The organism is Myroides sp. A21 (assembly GCF_000807225.1).
Classification (GTDB): Bacteria; Bacteroidota; Bacteroidia; order Flavobacteriales; family Flavobacteriaceae; genus Flavobacterium; species Flavobacterium odoratimimum.
In genome coordinates, this window is record NZ_CP010327.1 from 2,685,696 (window position 1) to 2,705,988 (window position 20,293).

13 protein-coding genes are annotated in these 20,293 nt (G+C 34.1%); 7 read left to right on the forward strand and 6 right to left on the reverse strand.

Annotated features, from left to right (window positions below; all coding sequences use genetic code 11):
* Positions 1-173 precede the first annotated feature (173 nt).
* The 6 genes from MYRA21_RS12115 to secDF all read left to right on the forward strand — a co-directional run bounded on the left by MYRA21_RS12115 (position 174) and on the right by secDF (position 11,839).
* Complete coding sequence (locus tag MYRA21_RS12115) at positions 174-3,197, forward strand: tetratricopeptide repeat protein (protein WP_016649604.1); 3,024 nt, start codon at positions 174-176, stop codon at positions 3,195-3,197.
* Between the two features lie 22 nt (positions 3,198-3,219).
* Positions 3,220-4,983, forward strand: coding sequence for a TonB-dependent receptor (locus MYRA21_RS12120; protein ID WP_016649603.1), 1,764 nt, complete (start codon positions 3,220-3,222; stop codon positions 4,981-4,983).
* A gap of 169 nt (positions 4,984-5,152) precedes the next feature.
* A complete protein-coding gene (locus MYRA21_RS12125) occupies positions 5,153-5,605 on the forward strand; it encodes a hypothetical protein (RefSeq protein WP_006259280.1) in 453 nt (150 codons plus the stop codon).
* A 153-nt stretch (positions 5,606-5,758) separates the two neighbouring features.
* Positions 5,759-7,699 carry a DNA topoisomerase (ATP-hydrolyzing) subunit B gene (gene gyrB, locus MYRA21_RS12130; RefSeq protein WP_006259279.1) on the forward strand — a complete coding sequence of 647 codons (1,941 nt, stop codon included), beginning with the start codon at positions 5,759-5,761 and terminating at the stop codon, positions 7,697-7,699.
* A gap of 76 nt (positions 7,700-7,775) precedes the next feature.
* On the forward strand, positions 7,776-8,705 hold the full coding sequence (locus MYRA21_RS12135) for a malate dehydrogenase (RefSeq protein ID WP_006259278.1): 930 nt from the start codon (positions 7,776-7,778) through the stop codon (positions 8,703-8,705).
* Between the two features lie 143 nt (positions 8,706-8,848).
* Positions 8,849-11,839 (forward strand): protein translocase subunit SecDF, encoded by a 2,991-nt coding sequence (secDF, locus tag MYRA21_RS12140; protein ID WP_039329182.1) that lies wholly within the window; start codon positions 8,849-8,851, stop codon positions 11,837-11,839.
* A 110-nt stretch (positions 11,840-11,949) separates the two neighbouring features.
* On the opposite strand, the gene MYRA21_RS12145 is transcribed toward secDF, so the two are convergent.
* Entirely contained in the window at positions 11,950-14,082 is a 2,133-nt protein-coding gene (locus MYRA21_RS12145; RefSeq protein WP_006263281.1) for a class I SAM-dependent methyltransferase, read from the reverse strand.
* A 213-nt stretch (positions 14,083-14,295) separates the two neighbouring features.
* Between MYRA21_RS12145 and MYRA21_RS12150 the strand changes: the two genes are divergently transcribed.
* Complete coding sequence (locus MYRA21_RS12150; RefSeq protein WP_006260888.1) at positions 14,296-14,484, forward strand: DUF4177 domain-containing protein; 189 nt, start codon at positions 14,296-14,298, stop codon at positions 14,482-14,484.
* A 41-nt stretch (positions 14,485-14,525) separates the two neighbouring features.
* On the opposite strand, the gene lgt is transcribed toward MYRA21_RS12150, so the two are convergent.
* The 5 genes from lgt to MYRA21_RS12175 form a co-directional block, all read right to left on the reverse strand.
* Positions 14,526-15,458, reverse strand: a complete 933-nt coding sequence (gene lgt, locus MYRA21_RS12155; protein WP_006259274.1) for a prolipoprotein diacylglyceryl transferase — start codon at positions 15,456-15,458, stop codon at positions 14,526-14,528.
* Positions 15,459-15,619: 161 nt separating this feature from the next.
* Positions 15,620-15,844 (reverse strand): membrane protein insertion efficiency factor YidD, encoded by a 225-nt coding sequence (yidD, locus tag MYRA21_RS12160; protein WP_006259273.1) that lies wholly within the window; start codon positions 15,842-15,844, stop codon positions 15,620-15,622.
* Positions 15,845-16,043: 199 nt separating this feature from the next.
* On the reverse strand, positions 16,044-17,522 hold the full coding sequence (gene cysS / locus MYRA21_RS12165; protein WP_006263282.1) for a cysteine--tRNA ligase: 1,479 nt from the start codon (positions 17,520-17,522) through the stop codon (positions 16,044-16,046).
* 17 nt (positions 17,523-17,539) lie between these two features.
* On the reverse strand, positions 17,540-18,211 hold the full coding sequence (gene folE / locus MYRA21_RS12170) for a GTP cyclohydrolase I FolE (RefSeq protein WP_006259271.1): 672 nt from the start codon (positions 18,209-18,211) through the stop codon (positions 17,540-17,542).
* 660 nt (positions 18,212-18,871) lie between these two features.
* Positions 18,872-19,918, reverse strand: coding sequence for a DUF6266 family protein (locus MYRA21_RS12175; protein WP_039329185.1), 1,047 nt, complete (start codon positions 19,916-19,918; stop codon positions 18,872-18,874).
* Positions 19,919-20,293 lie beyond the last annotated feature (375 nt).

Genomic DNA, 20,293 nt, shown 5'->3' on the forward strand with positions numbered 1-20,293 from the left:
CGATTTATTAAATCTCAAAAAGATATAATTTATCATGTTTTTTTATTGCTATGGAAGAGGTGTAATTTCAATTTAAATATATTTTTGATAACAATTAGGGCAATATATTGCTGAAAAATAAGTTTAAAAGAGTATAAAATGATATATTTGACGTTATATAAATCTGAATGGAAATGCACAAAAATAATAGGTTAACTTTATTAACTCTTGCACTGGGGAGTATAACTGCAAGTGCTCAACAATCAGCTGCTTATGTAGAGAGATTGGCTGATTATAATCATGCTGTAGCATTGTATAATGAAGAACAATATTTAGCTGCGCAATTGTTATTCACGAAAGTAAAACAAGCTCATGTAGGCGAAAATACGGAGGTAGAGGCTGATTGTGCTTATTATATCGCGTATTGTGCTATTAAGTTGAATCAAGAAGGAGCTGAAGATAAGATAGATGAATTTGTGAAGAAGTACCCTACTAGTTCTAAGCAAAATCAGGCTTATGTAGAGGTTACAGATTATTATTTCAGCAAAGGAGATTTTCCTAAAGCCCTGCAGTATGCTGTAAAAGTGAAAGAAAACGCAATTACTAATGAGAAGAAGTTAGATCGTTTTAACTTTCAGAAGGGATATAGTTACTTCTATACAAAAAATAAAAAAGAAGCAGAACGCTATTTAAAGAAAGTAAATACTCGTGGAGAATGGGGGGAGCAAGCAACATATTATCTAGGATATATTGCTTATGACTCAGATAATTTTGACGATGCAAAAAAATTGTTTGACAAAGTAGAAACTAAGTCTTCTTACCAAGAGAAGATGGGGTACTATCAAGCAGACATGAGCTTTAAGACAGGAAACTTTCAAACGGCTATAGAACAAGGAACTTCTCAAATGACAAAAGCGACTCCTGAAGAGAAATCAGAGTTGTCTAAAATAGTTGGGGAGAGTTATTTTAACTTAAAGCAATATGATAAAGCGCTACCTCATTTATTAGCTTATCAAGGTAAAGGAGGAAAGTGGAGTAATACTGACTTCTATCAATTAGGGTACACTTATTATAAATCAAAAGATTATCCTAAGGCTATTGAGCAGTTTAATAAAATTATCAGTGGAGATAATGGTATTGCGCAGAATGCATATTACCACTTAGGGGAAAGTTACCTTCAAACACATAAAAAAACGCAAGCTCTAAATGCTTTTAAGAATGCTTCTGAAATGCGTTTTGACGCAGGTATCCAAGAAGACGCTTTCTTAAACTATGCAAAACTTAGTTATGATATCGGGAATGCTTATGAGAGTACACCTGCTGTATTAAATGCTTATATTAGTAAATATCCTAATTCGTCTTATCGCGGAGAGATAGAAGGTCTTTTAATCGACTCATATGTTTCTTCTAAAAACTATAAAGAGGCTTTAGTTCTATTAGAAAAGAATCGTTCTGTAGGAAATAAAGAGGTGTATCAACAAGTGACATTCTTGCGTGGTCAAGAATTGTTCAATGAAGGGAATTATAAGGAAGCATTAAGTCTTTTTGATAAATCTCTAGCAGAGAAGCAAAATTTAAAATATACTGCAAAGGCTCAATATTGGAAGGGAGAGACATTGTTTTACTTAAATGACTTTAACGAGTCTATCACTCAGTTCAAAGCATTTGATCAAAATATAGCGTCTAAGGGATTGTCTGAACGTAATAATTTGTATTATAATCTAGCGTATTCATACTTCAAATTGAAAGACTATGCTACAGCAGCGGATTATTTTAAAAAATACACAGATGAAAATCCTAAAGATGAGGCGCGTCGTCTAGATGCCTATCTAAGACAAGGAGATTGTAATTTTGTTACTGGGAAGTATTGGCCTGCGATGGAGGCTTATAATAAAGTTATTGAGGCAAATAAAGCTGATGTAGAATATGCACGTTTTCAAAAGGCAATTAGCTATGGATTCGTAGATCGTAATCCTCGTAAAATAGAAGACTTAACGAAGTTTGTGAAAGATTACCCAACTTCTAATTTGGCTGATGATGCTCAATATGAGATAGGGGTGACTTATGACGTTATGAATCAAAGTCAAAAGGCGTTAAGTGCTTTTGATAAGATGTTGAAAGATTATCCTACATCAAGTTATAAAGCAAGAGCTATCTTGAGACAAGGTTTGATTAACTATAACGACAATAAACCTGATCAAGCGTTAGCTAAATTTAAACAAGTAGTAAAAGAGTCTCCAGAATCTTCTGAGGCTATCGAAGCGGTTCAAAATGCACGACTAATCTATGTGGATAATGGAAAGGTAGATGAATATGCTGCATGGGTTAAAGGTCTTTCTTTTATCCAAGTAAGCGATGCTGAACTAGATAAAGATACTTATGAGTCGGCTGAAAAACAGTATATTCAAAATAATACACAATCGGCTATAGATGGATATGAGAAATACCTGAAAAGTTTTCCAACGGGACAGAAGGCGTTACAAGCTCATTTCTATTTAGGACAAATGTATTTTGCAGAGAATAATCTAGATAAGGCTACTGCTCATTATGAAGTAGTAATCTCTAAGGATAAGAATGAGTTTTCAGAGATTTCTCTTGCTCGTTTGGCTGAGATTTATTTGAAAAATAAAAATACTGCTAAGGCTATAACTACTTTAAAACGTTTAGATGCAGAGGCTGCACAAGAACAGAATGTAGTGTTCGCTAAGTCTAATCTAATGAAGTTGAGCTATGAGCAAAATAGCTATAGTGAAGCTCTTCAATATGCTGAAGCTGTATTAAAAATGGCTAAAACAGATAATAAAGTAAAAGGTGATGCACAAATAGTTATTGCTAGAACGGCTATGGCTACTAATGATGAAGCTAAAGCTAAGAAAGCTTATCAAGAGGTATTGAAGATAGCAAAAGGAGAGTTAGCTGCAGAGGCAATGTATTATGATGCTTACTTTAAGAATAAAGAGGCTAAGTATGAAGCGTCTAATGAGAGTGTACAGAAATTAGCAAAAGACTATTCAGGTTATAAGTATTATGGTGCTAAAGGATTAGTATTAATGGCAAAGAACTTCTATCAATTAAAAGATAGTTATCAGGCTACTTATATTTTAGAAAGCGTTACTAAGAACTTTACTGACTATCCAGATGTGGTAAAAGAAGCTAAAGATGAACTTCAAAAAATAACAGCGCAAGAGGCTAAACGAAACTCTTCGATTGCTCAATAATTTTAATATAGAAGATATTATAATGAACAATAAGAATATATATACGATATTATCTGTTTTAACTCTAGGGGGAATAGCAGGTTATGCTCAAGATAAAAATACGGAAGCAAGTAAATTAGGTACAGAGGTTGTTAATGTAGTAAGGGCTTATGATGCAACAATTTCGGATGCTTTTAAGGTTCGTACTACAGCTAATAATGACGATGAAACTACAGGTAATAAGAAAGATGTAATTTATACGATTAGTTCTTTTCCTGTAGCATCTACTTTTGTACCTGAGAAAGGAAAAGCAGCAGAAGTAGAAAGAACAAGTAGGCTGAAAAGCTTTAATAATTATGCTCTTTTTTCTGCAGGTAATTATACTAATCTGAATGGAGAGGTGTTCTTAAGTCAACACTTAAATAAGAATAGTTTTTTAGCAGGATATGCTAGTCACTTTTCTTCTCAAGGAGGGATTAAGAATTTACTTCTAGATGATAGTTTCTCTAATACAAAAGGAGGTTTGGTTTATGGTGGACAATTAAAGAATTTTGGTTGGACAGTAGAAGCAGGTGCTAGATACCAATTGAGTAATTATTATGGATTACCAACGAAACAAATCGACTTCAATCAAGGTGATATTTCTGGAATAGACGAATCTCAACACTATAAGAATGTTTTTGTAAATGGAGCTTTAGAGTTTAGAAATAGCCCTTTTACTGGATTGGATTTTAGATATGATTATTTTTGGGATGATTTTGGAACAGTAGAAAATCGTTTTAAGATTAGACCAAATGTAAAAACAGCTTTGGACTTTGGAGAATTGAATGTTGGGGTTGTTGTTGATTATGTAGGAACATCATATAAAAACTCATTTGTAGGGGAAACAACGAAGTATAATCATTTAAATCTTGGAGCTCAACCTAGTCTTACATTTAGAGATGACAACTATTCTGTACAAGTGGGAGTTGGTGTTTTCTTTAACAATGGAGAATTAGCTGGTAAATCAGAGAATAACTTTTATATCTATCCACAAGTTAAAGCATCTTATGATTTAGTTCCTGGATTATTAGTGACTTATGCAGGAATAGAGGGAGGGGTGCAACAAAACTCTTTTCAACAGTTTTCAGAAGAAAACCCTTTCATTTCCCCAGATATTCTAATTACGCCTACTGATAAGAAGTATGATATTTATCTTGGATTAAAAGGAAAATTAGATAATAATATCTCTTATAACATCAAGGGGTCTTACAAAAGAGAGAAAGACAAAGCGATGTTTTTGCACAATGAATATACTTTGAATAGAAGTAGAATACCATATATGTTTGGAAACTCATTTGGAGTGCAATATGGAGATGTTAAAACATTGAATTTATTTGGTGAATTGCGTTTTGACTTCGAAGAGAATGTTTCTATAGGAGTTCATGGAGAGTATAATAACTATAATACAAATTCTTTAGAAGCTTGGAATTTACCAAAAGTAAAAGCAGGAGCTGATTTTAAATTTGATTTTACAGAACAATGGTTTGCAGGTGTAGATGTGTTTTATGTAGGTAAGCGTAAAGATGTTTTTGTAATTGATTCTACTGGGCTTATAGGAGACTATAATACTTGGGAAGATCCATCAGTTGTAGAATTGAAAGATTATGTTGATTTAAATATGAAAGTAGGGTATAGGCCAACTAAAAATTGGACTCTATTCTTAAAAGCCAATAACTTATTTAATCAGAAATATAATCAATGGGATAACTTTAAGGTGCAAGGTGTACAGATTATGGGAGGAGCAATGTATAAATTCGATTTTTGAGATTTTGTAATCAGAAAAAAAGCTAAAAACTGATAATTTATGACTAAAATTCGCTAAAAGGTGCACAATACTGTTTTTTTTCATTGATTAATAACTTACTTTTGTCGTTACAAACAACAAAACATGTATTTTCTTTCGATTTCGCAAAGAAAGAAATTTTAAAGACGTAATGATGACATTAAAAAAGAAGTTAAAAACAATTTGTTTAGAACGGTTAAATGACAAGGTGGAAGCGTTGCAAGGAATTGTAGAAGATTTGACAATCGACGCGCAGAACGACGCCAAAAGTTCTGCAGGAGACAAACACGAGACAGGCTTGTCAATGATGCATTTAGAACAAGAAAACTTGAGTAAGAAGATTTTAGAAAACATAGCTATGCGAGATATAGTTGCTAAAATAGATGATGAAAAAGTGAGTTCTGTAGTAGAATTTGGAAGTTTAGTACAAGTAAATTCAGTGTATTTATTTTTCTCAGCAGCTTTGCCAAAAATTGTTTTAGACGACCGTTCTGTATTAGCCGTTTCTATGGATGCTCCAATCGCCAAGGAGTTATTAGGAAGAAAAGTACATGAGAGATTTACATTTAACAATTGTGAATTTACAATTCATGAATTAATGTAAAAGTCCTTTATAAAAAAGTATGAAACGCAGGTGTGAAAACATCTGCGTTTTTTTGTTTTTATTTGTGAGATATATGTATTTTAGGCTTGTTTAGAGTTGATAAAGTCTTTGATAATTGTTATATTTGTACGTTAGATATTTTAGATTATTATTATGAGCCAAGAAACAAATAAGAATAATTATTCAGCGGATAGCATTCAAGCTCTTGAGGGAATGGAACACGTAAGGATGCGTCCTTCGATGTATATTGGTGATGTAGGAGTAAGAGGATTACACCATTTAGTATATGAAGTGGTTGATAACTCAATTGATGAGGCTTTAGCTGGTTATTGTGATACAATAAGCGTTACTATAAACGAGGATAACTCTATTACTGTAGAAGATAATGGACGTGGTATCCCTGTGGACATCCACAAAAAAGAAGGAGTGTCTGCATTAGAAGTAGTAATGACAAAGATTGGTGCTGGAGGGAAGTTTGACAAGGATTCTTATAAGGTATCTGGAGGTCTTCACGGAGTAGGGGTATCGTGTGTGAACGCACTATCTGATTTGTTAAGAGCAACTGTTTATCGTGAAGGTAAAATTTACGAACAAGAATATTCGCGTGGTAAAGCTTTATTTCCAGTAAAAGTTATTGGTGAAACAGATAAACGAGGAACATCGGTTACATTTAAACCTGACCATACTATCTTTACACAGACTCTAGAGTTTTCTTATGATACTTTAGCTGGGCGTTTAAGAGAGTTATCTTTCTTGAATAAAGGATTAAAGATAACACTTACTGATAAAAGAGTAATTGAAGAAAATGGTGAGCCTAAACATGAAGTATTTTTTTCTAAAGAAGGATTAAAAGAGTTTATTAAATTTTTAGATGGTAGTCGTGTGCCGATTATTGAAGATGTAATCTCTATGGAACTTGACAAAGGAGAAATCCCTGTTGAAGTTGCATTAGTTTATAATGATACTTATGCAGAGAATATTTATTCTTATGTGAATAATATTAATACGCATGAGGGAGGAACACACCTACAAGGATTCCGTATGGGGCTTACTAGAACATTGAAGAAATATGCAGATGCTTCAGGAATGTTAGATAAGCTTAAGTTCGAAATTACAGGTGATGACTTTAGAGAAGGGTTGACTGCAATTGTCTCTGTGAAGGTAATGGAGCCTCAATTCGAAGGACAAACAAAGACAAAACTAGGAAATAGAGAGGTTGTATCCCCTGTGAGTCAGGCTGTAGCAGAAATGCTAGAGAACTACTTAGAGGAACATCCAAATGATGCTAAGATTATTGTTCAAAAGGTTATTTTAGCTGCTCAGGCTAGACATGCTGCTAAGAAAGCACGTGAGATGGTTCAACGTAAGACTGTTATGGTCGGTGGTGGACTACCTGGAAAGTTGTCTGATTGTTCTGAACAAGACGCTTCTAAATGTGAAGTATTCCTAGTGGAGGGAGATTCTGCGGGTGGTACAGCAAAACAAGGACGTGATCGTAACTTCCAAGCAATTCTGCCATTAAGAGGTAAGATTCTTAACGTAGAAAAAGCAATGGGGCACAAAGTATTCGAAAACGAAGAGATTAAGAATATCTTTACTGCTTTAGGTGTTACGATGGGAACAGAAGAGGATAGTAAAGCATTAAACCTTGAGAAATTACGTTATCATAAAGTAGTAATCATGTGTGATGCCGATGTGGACGGTAGCCACATCGCAACGTTGATTTTAACTTTCTTCTTCCGTTATATGAGAGGGTTAATAGAGAATGGATATGTTTATATTGCTACACCTCCATTATATATGGTTAAAAAAGGGCAACGTAAAGAATATGCATGGACAGATGAAGAACGTCTTGAGTTAATGGAGAAAATGGGAAGTGGATCAAGTGTTCAGCGTTATAAAGGTCTTGGAGAGATGAATGCTGAGCAATTATGGGATACTACAATGAATCCAGAACATAGAATTCTTAGACAAGTAACAATAGATAGTTTACAAGAAGCAGATAGAGTATTCTCTATGTTGATGGGAGACGAAGTTCCACCACGTAGAGATTTTATTGAGAAAAATGCTACTTATGCTAAAATTGATGCTTAGTATTTAAATATGTAAAATTATAAAGGTCAAGCATATTATATGCCTTGACCTTTTTTTAATAAAAAGATATAAAGTTATGAAAGTTACAATTATTGGAGCAGGAAATGTTGGGGCTACATGTGCTGACGTTATTGCTAATAGAAGAATCGCTAGTGAAGTAGTTTTAGTGGATATTGCAGAAGGATATGCAGAAGGTAAAGCAATGGATATCATGCAATGTGCAGCTAACTCTAAATTTGATACTATTGTTAAGGGAAGTACTAATGACTATAGTTTAACAGCTAATAGTGAGGTAGTAGTAGTTACTTCAGGAATTCCAAGAAAACCAGGGATGACTCGTGAGGAATTAATAGGTACTAATGCATCTGTAGTAAAATCGGTGATGGAAAGTGCTTTAAAATACTCTCCTAATGCTGTTTTTGTGATAGTGACTAACCCTCTTGATACAATGACTCTAGCAGCTTTAAAAATATCAGGATTAGATCGTAAGAAAGTAATAGGTATGGGAGGGGCTTTAGACTCTTCACGTTTTAAATATTTCTTATCTCAAAAACTAAACAAACCTGTTGGAGATATTGAAGGAATGGTTATTGGAGGACATGGGGATACTACAATGATTCCATTAATCAGATTAGCTACTTATAAAGGTATTCCTGTAAGTGAGATGTTGACAGCAGCAGAACAAGAAGAGGTGTGTAAATCAACAATGGTTGGTGGAGCTACTCTAACGAAGTTATTAGGAACTTCTGCATGGTATGCACCTGGAGCAGCTGTAGCTAACGTTGTGGATAGTATCTTAAATGATTTTAAGAAGTTAATCCCTTGTTCTGTATATTTACAAGGTGAATACGGGCAAGAAGGATTGTGTATAGGAGTTCCTTGTGTTATAGGAAAAGGAGGAATAGAAGAGATAGTAGAATTAAAATTAAATGAGCAAGAATCTCAGAAATTTGTAGATAGTGCAAATGCTGTTAGGGATACAAATAAGGAATTAACAATTGAATAGTAAAAGATTGTTTAATTGTTAAAATATATGTAATAGAAAAAAGCTCTTTTTGCTGATATTCTTAGTGAAAGAATTGCTTAATCATTGTCTATATCATATATTTGCTCGTTTTAAAAAAAGTAAATAATTAATTTTTAGTAATAATGCAAAACAAAGGACTCGTTAAATTTTTTGCAATTATCTTTGCATTGGTAAGTATTTACCAACTGTCATTTACCTTTGTTACCAACCATTATGAGGATAAAGCGAAAGCTTTTGCTGGTGGAGATTCGACAAAAGAATTACAATACCTTGATTCAATTGGTAACCAAACGGTATTTTTAGGACAAACATTCAATGAAGTGAGAGCTAAGCAAATCAATAAAGGATTAGACTTAGAAGGAGGTATTAATGTTACGTTGCAAATATCAATCAAAGACATTTTAAAAGGTTTAGCTAATAATTCAAAGAACGCTACGTTCAATAAAGCGTTAGCAGAAGCTGAATCACAAAGACAAGGTAATCAAAGTTACTTAGATGCTTTTTACACTGCTTTTGATAAAGAATCAAAAGGGAATGTAAAATTAGCAGCTGCAGATATTTTTGCAAACAGAAACTTAAGTGAGATTACTGTTGGAATGTCTGATAGCCAAGTAAAGTCTATCTTAGATAAAAAAGTAAAAGAATCTATAGAGAGTGCTTACCGTGTATTCAGAGAGCGTATCGACAAGTTCGGTGTTTCTCAGCCAAATATTCAAATGTTAGGGGATACAGGGCGTATCTTAGTTGAGCTTCCTGGAGCAAAAGACGTAGATCGTATTAAAAATTTATTACAAAGTACTGCTCAGTTAGAGTTTTGGGAAACTTATAAAGTAGATGAAATAGGAAACTATATCATGGCTGCTAATGAGTACTTAAAAACAACTGAAAAGCAAGCTAATCAAAAAGAGACTGTTACTGATAATACAACAACTAACTCAGATGTTGAAGCATTATTAGGTACTGTAGCAAAAGACTCTATGGGGAATGCAGCTAATAAAGAATTCAATCCTTTATTAGACTTATTCGCAATGGGTGGACAACAAGGAAGCCCAATCTTAGGATATTTCCAAACGAAAGATACAGTTAAAGTAAATGCTTATTTAAACAGAGCTGATGTACGTAACTTATTACCAGCAGATCAAAAATATGCTCGTTTTGCATGGGGTAAACCAAGTAAAAAAGCTCCTGATTTAGTTGAGTTATATGCTTTAAAAACAAATAGAGAAGGTATTCCTCCTTTAAGTGGAAGCGTTATTACTGGTGCTCAAGATGAGTATGATCAATTTAGCCGTCCTGTAGTAGGGATGACAATGAGTCCTAAGGGAGCTAAAGTATGGGAAGAGTTAACAGGAAAAGCTTATACAGAGCACTCTAATATTGCTATTGTATTAGATAATATCGTTTATTCAGCTCCAGGTGTTACTAGTGGACCTATCTCTGGTGGTAGATCATCTATCTCAGGGGACTTTACTGTTGCTGATGCGAAAGACTTAGCGAATATCTTACGTGCTGGTAAATTACCTGCAGGTGCAGATATCGTCCAATCTGAAATCGTAGGACCATCATTAGGGCAACAAGCTATTGATGCTGGTATGTTATCTGCTGTGGCTGGTTTAATTATTGTTGCTGCTTGGATGGCATTCTACTACGGTAGAGCTGGATGGTATGCAAATATTGCTTTATTAGCGAACTTATTATTCTTATTTGGTATCCTTGCTAGTTTAGGTGCTGTATTGACATTACCAGGTATTGCAGGTATCGTATTAACGATGGGTACTGCAGTGGATGCGAATATTATTATTTCTGAACGAGCAAAAGAATGTTTGCGCAAGGGAATGAATCTTGCAGATACGATTAAAGAATCTTATAGCTGGCATGGTGCTATGCGTCCGATTGTTGATGCAAACGTTACACATATCTTAACAGGGGTTATCTTATTCGCTTTTGGATCAGGACCTATTAAAGGATTTGCTACGACATTGTTAATCGGTATTGCTACTTCATTATTTACTTCAATCTTTATCGCTCGTATCTTTATGGATAGAGACGTTAAAGCTGGTAGAACTTTAGCATTCAGTACAAGTATTACTAAAAATTGGTTTACAAACTTCAACTTTGATTTCTTAAAAATGAAGAAAGCTACTTATGGTTTATCATTAATCATTGTAGTGGTTTCTTTTGCTTCATTTGCAATCAACGGATTTGACCAAGGAACTGACTTTGTAGGAGGTAGAACTTTCCAAGTTAAGTTTGATAAAGAAGTTACAGCTAACGAAGTAAGTGATAAGCTAGGAGAAGTATTTGGTGTAAATGTTGAAGCGAAAGTATTCGGAAATAAACAACAGTTAAAACTTACTACTAAATATAAAGTAGAAGAAGAAGGTGCTGCAGTAGACCAAGAAGTAAACGAGAAGTTATACGAAGGGTTAAAAGGGTACTATTCATCTCCTATGACTTATGAAGAGTTCGTTAATGCTACAGAAGGAAAAACATTAGGAGTTATCCAAGCTTCTAAAGTTGGACCAAGTATGGCAAAAGACGTTAAACAGAATGCATATTGGGCTGTATTAGGGTCTATGGCTGCTATCTTTATTTACTTAGTTATTTCTTTTAGAAAATGGCAGTATTCATTAGGAGCTATTGTTTCTGTTGCGCACGACGTTATCTTTGTATTAGGTATTTACTCATTAACATATAAGTTTATGCCTTGGCATATGGAGATTGACCAGCACTTCATCGCTGCGATCTTAACTGTTATTGGTTATTCTATGAATGATACCGTAATTGTATTTGACCGTGTACGTGAGTACATCGCTGGTAAAACAAAAGGTGATTTCAATAAGATCGTTAATGATTCAGTAAATACTACATTATCTAGAACTATTAATACTTCGCTTACTTTAATCCTAGTATTATTAATCATGTTCGTATTCGGAGGTGATTCAATCAGAGGATTTATCTTTGCGATGTTAATCGGTATTATTGTAGGTACTTATTCTTCATTATTCTTAGCTACTCCAGTATTAGTGGATACTATGCCAAGAAAAGATAAAGAAGAAATCGAAAGAAGACATAGAGAAGCTCAAGAGGAAATGTTAGTTGAGAAAAACTAATTCTATCTTAGAACTTGTATTTATAAAAAAAGCCACTCCGCAAGGAGTGGCTTTTTTATTTTAGGACTAGTCAATGAGTAGTGTTAATTAGGCTAGTAATCTAATCGTTATTATTGTTGACTATGATGTAAGCGACATAATGCTATTAAAAGATGAGCATCAACTATCTTGTCTAGGTTATTCATCAGGTCATTTATTTCTACCCAATGTAGTGTATCAGTAAGCTGGTCTAGATGGATAATATATGGATATACTTGTTCGGGTGTAATGCCTATAGTAGGAAAGTACTTTTCTCCTAACTTTGAATATCCAATTACATTGCTATTGCCAAACTTCAGGGTATTCAGATATTGTTCTAGGTCATAGTAGTTTCTAACCTCTTTAGATAGCCGAAATGCTGGTGCCGTTATAATCGTACTATTGTTAGTGAATATTTGTGGTACAGGAAGGCTTCTAGTTTCTAGACCTACATAAAGGGTACCATTGTTTTTAAATACAGGAAGAGTCACTACAGTATTAGTACTATAATGAGTAGGGGATACATATTCTAGTATCGCAGCGTCTTTATCAATACCTGTTGCTTCAAAAGAAGCTCTGTGTGTCTTTAAGAAACCAGCTTGACTGTCATTATGGATGTATTCTTTTGTATTTAACTGTAATAGTTTTTCTAAATCAGTTGCATGAATCTTCTCTACATTTTGTATAGCTGTTTTTTGTCCTAACCATTTAGGTAATGGTATAGCTAACTTTAAAAATAGATTATAGATATTCAATTCTAATCTAGCTTCTACTAATGCACCTGTTTGGGCAGTATTAAGGAGTTGTACAGCATCGTATTCATGTAAATAACCAGAATCTTTAAAACCTGAATACCCTTCGTTTAATGGAGTATTTAATGAAATAGGTGAGTGTAGTTCTATGAATATAGAAGTTACCTTTTCATTGATACCACCTGGAGAGGTGTAGTAATTTAGGGAAGTACAAGTAGTTTCATATTCCCCAAGTTTTATATTAAATCTGTTCTCTATTTCTGTTTTTATATTATCTGTTTCAGCTATTGCTAGCCCTTCGGGTATATAGCCACTATATTGTTTATTATCTAAGATAGAGCTATCTGTTTTGACATTAGCTAATGGACGAGGATATCCATGTTTTGCGATTACCTTTAAGCCACTATCACTATTTCTGTAAGGGATAATATCAATTACTTTATTTGGTCGTTTTACAATATCATATAACCTATTTGTGTTTATATTTTTAAAGGTAGATAAGGTTAAGAATGGTGTATTGTTTTTTGGTAAATGTCTAGTTAATTGTAACTGTTTTCCACCAGATACTTTTTCTCCTGCAATCAAATAATTTGTGGGAGGAAAGCCTATTTCTTCTCCTGCTAAGTTATAGATTGTAAACTGGTCTTCATAGCGATTATTAATGATCCATTGATTGTAGATAGGAGTAGATATAATGATTCGCAATCCTAATTCCTTAAAGATTGTTTCAAATTCTTGTTGTGTATAATATCCATACTCTTCTTGTAACTCAATGTCCCAATTCGCATAATAATCTTTGCGACGAATAAACTCTACTACATCAGTATAAAATGCATGAAATCGCCTTGTATTAGGTTTTAGAGGCTCTATTTCTTCAATCGGAAAACCTTTTTCTGTTGCTAATGATCTAGCCGTTTGAGAAAATTGAATGAACAACTCTGCATCACTAGGATTGTCCTCTTTAGCTAAAGTAGATAGCTCTAGTATAACCTCTTGTTGTTCTACTTTGACAAAATCGCGGATGACAAGCACTCCTTTATCTTTCAATAACTCTACTTGTCTGCGAAGTGTATTATATGCTCTGTTATTGTCATAGTCGTTATATGAAGTAATATGGTGAATGGCAGAACAATTAAAGAATCCACTAATTGTATTCTTTTCAAAAGTCAATAGTTTTTCGCCATCATCTTCTTGGAATGAGAGATTCGGAAGGTTATACGTTTCTTCAGCGATTTGAACCATTTTAGGATTGATATCAATACCTATTATTTGAAGGTTAGGAAATAGTTGAGCTAATATAGCTGTACTCGTCCCTGAGGCCATTCCTACATCTACTAAAACATTTCCCTCTTTGGCCTCAAAGAACACACTTGCAGAAGCCACCTTCTCGATAGCTATCGTGTCCATTGCTTCTAAATATTGCTGGTAGTCTTTTTTATTTCCTCTATCCTGAGTCGTATAGTTCTTATCCATTGAATGCCTTGTTTACATTCAGAAAAGTAGTGATTTTATCTGTGAAATCGTTCGTTAAAAAGAAAAGAATATCCAATAATATTGATGTTACTAACTAAAACATTTTTATCCTTAGTTAAAAATAGGGTACGTTAGAATCAGCCAAAACAATAGGAAATTATTTCCAGAGGTAATGTTTAATTGATTATCTTAGAATGAACTAATTACAATATTATGAAACGATTTGAATATAAAACAATTGAAGTAGTGACTAGTGGATTCTTTGCAAAAATGGAAATGAAGGAGACCGATGATACACTAAATGATCTAGGGAGTCAAGGATGGGAGCTAGTGTCTACAGCTCCTTGTATTATGGGGAGTACAACACAAAGGATCTATTATACTTTCAAGAGAGAAATATAAAAAAAAGAGAGCTAATCTAGATTGATTAGCTCTCTGTATATTTATGATTCGTATACTCTATTCTTGGCAGTAACCCATAAGTAAATCCCTACGATGATAAATGGAATACTTAACCATTGTCCTGTTGATAAAATATTGCCTAGTTGATCTTCAAAACCTCCTTGACTTTCTTTCATATATTCTACTATAAATCTTACCATCCACAGTAGTACTAAGAACACTCCAAAGATATAACCTAACTTTTTGCGTGCATCTGTCTTCCAATACATATAGTAAACAATAATGAACACAAGTATATATCCAAATGCCTCATAAAGTTGAGTAGGGTGTTTAGCTACCACTAGGTTTAAAGCTTCTGCAAACTGTGGATTATGAGCTATCGCGTCATAAGCTTGGTTATAATCAGGAATTCCTGTAATCTCCATTGCTTCTCTAGGTGAGAATTTATCTCTTAAAAATCGAATACCTAAAGCATTTGTAGTTTCATGTCCTATAATTTCTGAGTTAAAGAAGTTTCCTAAACGAACAAAAACTCCCCCTATTGCTACAGGGATAATTACTCTATCTAGTATCCAAAGTACAGGTTTTTGAATAATCTTTTTACTGTAAAAATACATAACAGTGATAATAGCAATAGCTGCACCATGACTTGCTAATCCACTAAAACCAACGATTTCAAACTTAGGAGTGAAACGCACTGGTGATATAATCTCAAATAAGTGATCTTTATAATAATCCCAATCGTAAAAGAATACATGCCCTAGACGAGCTCCTATTAAAGTTGCTAATACAGTATAGATAAATAATTTGTCTAGTTTCTCAACACTTAGTCCTTCGCGATCATATATCTTTTTCATTAAGAACCATCCTAAACCAAATGCGATTACAAACATAAGACTGTAATATCTCAGTTTAATAAATCCTAAATCTAACCCTTCTGACGGGTTCCAAATCATATGTAATGAATGTATCATAGTTTTTTATACTGTTAGATGATAAATGTATGAAATAATCTTTATTCTCAAAAGAGTAATTGTGGTTTACACCCAAGAGTACTTCATTGTTTTTTGTTTTCTATTTCAGTTACTAGCTCCCTGTTTTGTGTTCCTCAGTTCCTAGTTTACTTAAATAATAATTAAGGCACTGGATCATATCCTTTACCTCCCCATGGTCCACAACTAGCGATTCGCTTTATAGCTAACCAACCACCTTTAAAAAGTCCATGTTTTTTTAGTGCTTCTAAGGTGTATTGTGAGCAAGTAGGACTGTATCGACAAGCAGGAGGGAAGAATGGTGAAATAGCCAGCTGATAAAAACGGACTAATATTACAAATGGGAATATTAATATTTTCTTTAGCATAGTAACAGAAATATGAAAGTGTACAAATGTACGATGAGTTTAATTATAGTGCTAAAAGTAAGAAATTCTAGGTTAGAAATGAGTAGAAGGAATTAGTTTTAGCAAGACTATTTTATAATCACAAAAAATAAACTTAACTATTGTAGGTGAGGTATGTATAAAAAAAGAGGCTATTCATAGAATAACCTCTTTTGTGTATTTATAGAGAGAAAGAAGTACCTTCTTTACCATCTTTTAGTTGAATACCGATTTTAGCTAGTTCATCTCGAATGTGGTCTGACATTGCGAAATCTTTGTTTGCTCTAGCCTCGTTGCGCATTCCGATAAGCATATTGACTACACCTTCTAGTTTTTCGTTATTAGCACTTGCTGTTTCAGTGTTTTCTAAACCTAATACATCAAATACAAATGCGCTCATACTATTAATTAAAGTATCTAAATCTGTAGCCGAAATAGTCTCTTTATTATCCTTAATTAGGTTAATGAATTTAACTGCTTCAAATAAGTTTGCAATTAAAATCGGACTGTTAAAGTCGTCATTCATTGCATCATAGCACGATTGTCTCCATTTTGTGATATCAACAGAAGAGTTGCTAGAAGTTTTCAAATCTTTTAGAGATTTGATAGCTTCCATTAATCTTTGATATCCTCTTTCAGACGCTAAGATAGCATCATCAGAGAAGTCTAAGATACTTCTATAGTGCGCTTGTAAGATAAAGAATCTTGCTACAGCAGGAGCAAACCCTTTGCTAAGGATATTGTTCTCGCCAGAGAATAATTCATCAGGAAGAATATTATTCCCTGTAGATTTAGCCATTTTCTTACCGTTTAGAGTAAGCATATTAGCATGCATCCAGTAGTTTACAGGTGAGTTACCTGTAGAAGCTTCATTCTGTGCAATCTCACATTCGTGGTGAGGGAATTTTAAATCCATTCCACCTCCGTGTATATCGAAGTGTTTACCTAAGTATTTTGTACTCATAGCAGTACACTCTAGATGCCATCCAGGGAATCCATCTCCCCATGGTGAAGGCCATCTCATGATATGCTGAGGCTCTGCATTTTTCCAAAGTGCAAAGTCTAGTGGATTGCGCTTGTCAGATTGTCCATCTAAATCTCTTGTATTAGATAACATATCTTCTATCTTACGGCCACTTAATATTCCATAGTTATGAGACTGATTGTATTTCTCTACATCGAAGTACACAGATCCATTCACCTCATAAGCAAAACCATTGTTGATGATCGCTTGTATGATTTCTATTTGCTCAATGATATGCCCAGTAGCCGTTGGTTCAATGCTAGGAGGTAGGTTATTGAACTGTTTTAGAATATTGTGAAAGTTCAAAGTATATTTTTGAACAATCTCCATTGGTTCTATCTGCTCAATACGCGCTCTTTTAGCGATTTTATCTTCTCCTTCATCTACATCGTCTACCATATGTCCTACGTCAGTAATATTACGAACGTAACGCACAGCATATCCTAAGTGTTTTAAATAACGATATACCAAGTCAAAAGATATAAAAGTACGACAGTTCCCAAGGTGTACATAGTTGTAGACTGTTGGTCCACATACATACATACCCACTTTACCCTCATGGATAGGTTTGAAAACTTCTTTCTCTCCAGTGATGGAGTTGTACATTTTTAATTGCTGTTCTTGATATAAAGGCATAATATAATTTGTAATGTTTAGAACTTAGTCTCTAATTGGATATAGTTTAAGAACTCCTTACGAACGTTCTCATCTTGGAATTTTCCTCCGAACTCAGCAGTTACAGTACTACTTTCGATATCGCGGATTCCTCTTGAGTTTACACATAAGTGTTTTGCATCGATGATACATGCCACATCTTCTGTGTTTAATACACGTTTTAATTCATTTACAATCTGAATAGTTAAACGCTCTTGTACCTGAGGTCTCTTTGCATAAAAATCAACGATACGGTTCATCTTAGAAAGACCTACTACAGTACCATTAGATATATATGCTACGTGAGCACGCCCAACGATAGGTAGTAAGTGATGTTCACAAGTAGAATAAACTACAATGTTCTTTTCTACCAACATCTCGTTGTATTTATATTTATTGTCAAATGTAGAAGCACTTGGCTTTTTAGCAGGATTTAATCCTCCAAACATCTCTTTTACAAACATTTTAGCTACACGGTTAGGTGTACCCTTAAGACTGTCATCTGTTAAGTCTAATCCTAAAGTGTTAAGAATGTTTTCTACATCTTTTTTTATCAATTCTATTTTTTCGTCATCTGTGCGGTCAAATGCATCACTTCTAAGTGGAGTTGCATCACTAGATGCGATGTGGTTGTCTCCCATTTCGTCGTGAAACTTTTCGTCTGTATTCATTCTATTTCTTTTTAATACATATTGTTATAACTCGCTACAAATATAAATAATAATTATAGATAAACTCTGACACTTATTTATAAATAATCTACCTCTAAGTGCTGGAATTAGTTAAAGTTTGTCACTTCTGATTTTTAAGGAGTAGGTGAGGAGAGAGAATGTAAAACCTCTAGTAATAAAGAGTTCTAAATTAGAACAAGAAATCGAATCAATACAAAATCTAATTTATAGCAATTCAATATGATGTAACTTTAAAGATCATCAGTAAACCACTCTTCTTCTAAATCATCATCTTCATCATGTATTGTATTTCTATCCCTCCCAGCTTGTTTAGTTTATCCTCCCAGTTCATAAGTGACTTTATATATGTAAGTATGGTATAATTAGCGTCTGTTGATTTAGAAGATATTCGCTATTTAGACAATGTGTAAGTGCTTTTAACCCACATTACGCATTAGCCAAATACTACAAAGCAATTCTACTTCATAGTTCTTTCATTAGCTCTAAAACCATACTATAGTATGCTTTTATCACTAATTCAAACCTATTTTGTATAATTACTTTTCGTTTATATGTCTATTGCATAATCTGGGTTAAAATTATTATGATATATTCTGCTAGATTTAAAGAATAACGTGCTGTGAATTAACCTCTGGTATTTCACTCTCTCTGTTCCTTTTCAGCCTTTAGTGCTTCTAAGACAGACCGCGCTCCATACATCGTCGCTTCATCTGTATTATCTTTAGTAGAATACTCTCTTGACTTTATTTCTTTTATGATTTTCTTTCTGACTTGACGGATGAGCCCAGGTGGTAGTTCTTTTTTAGTTGTGGACTCTTCTTCCATAAGAGAGATAGAAGGTGAGGATTCACTTACACTATCCGTTATAGGTACAAGTGTTCCCTCGTTTCCAGTCTCCATGTTATCTGTTTCTCTGTTTTCAGTTTCTCTGTTTTCAGTTTCCTCATTTTCCGTTCCCTTGTTACTTGTTCCACGGTTCCCAGTTCCCTTGTTCCCTGTTCCTCGGTTCCCTGTTCCCTCATATCCAGCCCCCTCAATATCCATTTCTAATGTTCCATGAAAGCAACTTGTACTATGTACACTACCATCTTCTGCTTTCCACATACTCCACAGATAGACTTTCCCCTCTTGCCATTCCTTAGGTAAAGAGAAGTGAGTATATCTATCTTTGCGTTGCCCGATATTAGAGATGGTCGTGAATTTATCTAATTCTTCGTGATACGCCATAATCGTTAGTACGTCTGTATCTAGCGTCAGGGGATTGATCAGATGATTATCCCATTGTACTTTTAGCTTACCTGTTTTGAGTGTGCTGATTTTCTTAATCACAGCAGGAGCTAGGGTTCCAATAGAGAGCAGCACCTTGTCTATTTGTACATATTGCTCTCCTTCATGTATTGCGATGCCTTGTTTCATCAGTCTAGAAATCATTTGTTCTTTTCCTGTCATCCATTTCTCTCCGTTGTAGACCGCAGGGCAATGCGCATTGACAAAATCCTTGAACTTACTAGCGAAGGTAGAGACGAGACTCATCTTATTCCATTGTTTTAGCTGAGCCTCTGTCGCTTTTTTACTTGATTTTAGCGGCTTAGCGCGGAGTATATTTCTCCCTCTCCACAGTACGCCCACTACGGTTCCTACTTTTCCTACTACAGCACCTAATATTCCTTCTTTGATTTCTGCCATGATTATCTCGTTTTTTGGTTATTACAAGATATAAAATACTGATATATGATTATTTAACTGTTCAAACAATCGATAAAAGAAGTTGTCCTAATGTACATCACACTTTATAAAAATGAGGACATGAAATGAAGAATATCAAAGCGAATGATTTCGCCTTCTATAGAGCTTATTTTTAATGCTGTATGATCATATTAAGTTTTCATAAAAGAAGAGTAGAAGAAGTATAAAAGGAGTATTATTGGGCAAAAGTTGCTTTAACCCCGTTATTGTCCTAGTATTCTCCAACTATTGTCCAAGGAAAGGCTCTTGTAGTGTATTTTTACTGACCTTGTCAAGTAGTTGGTATAATTAGGATTTCTAATAAATAACTGATAT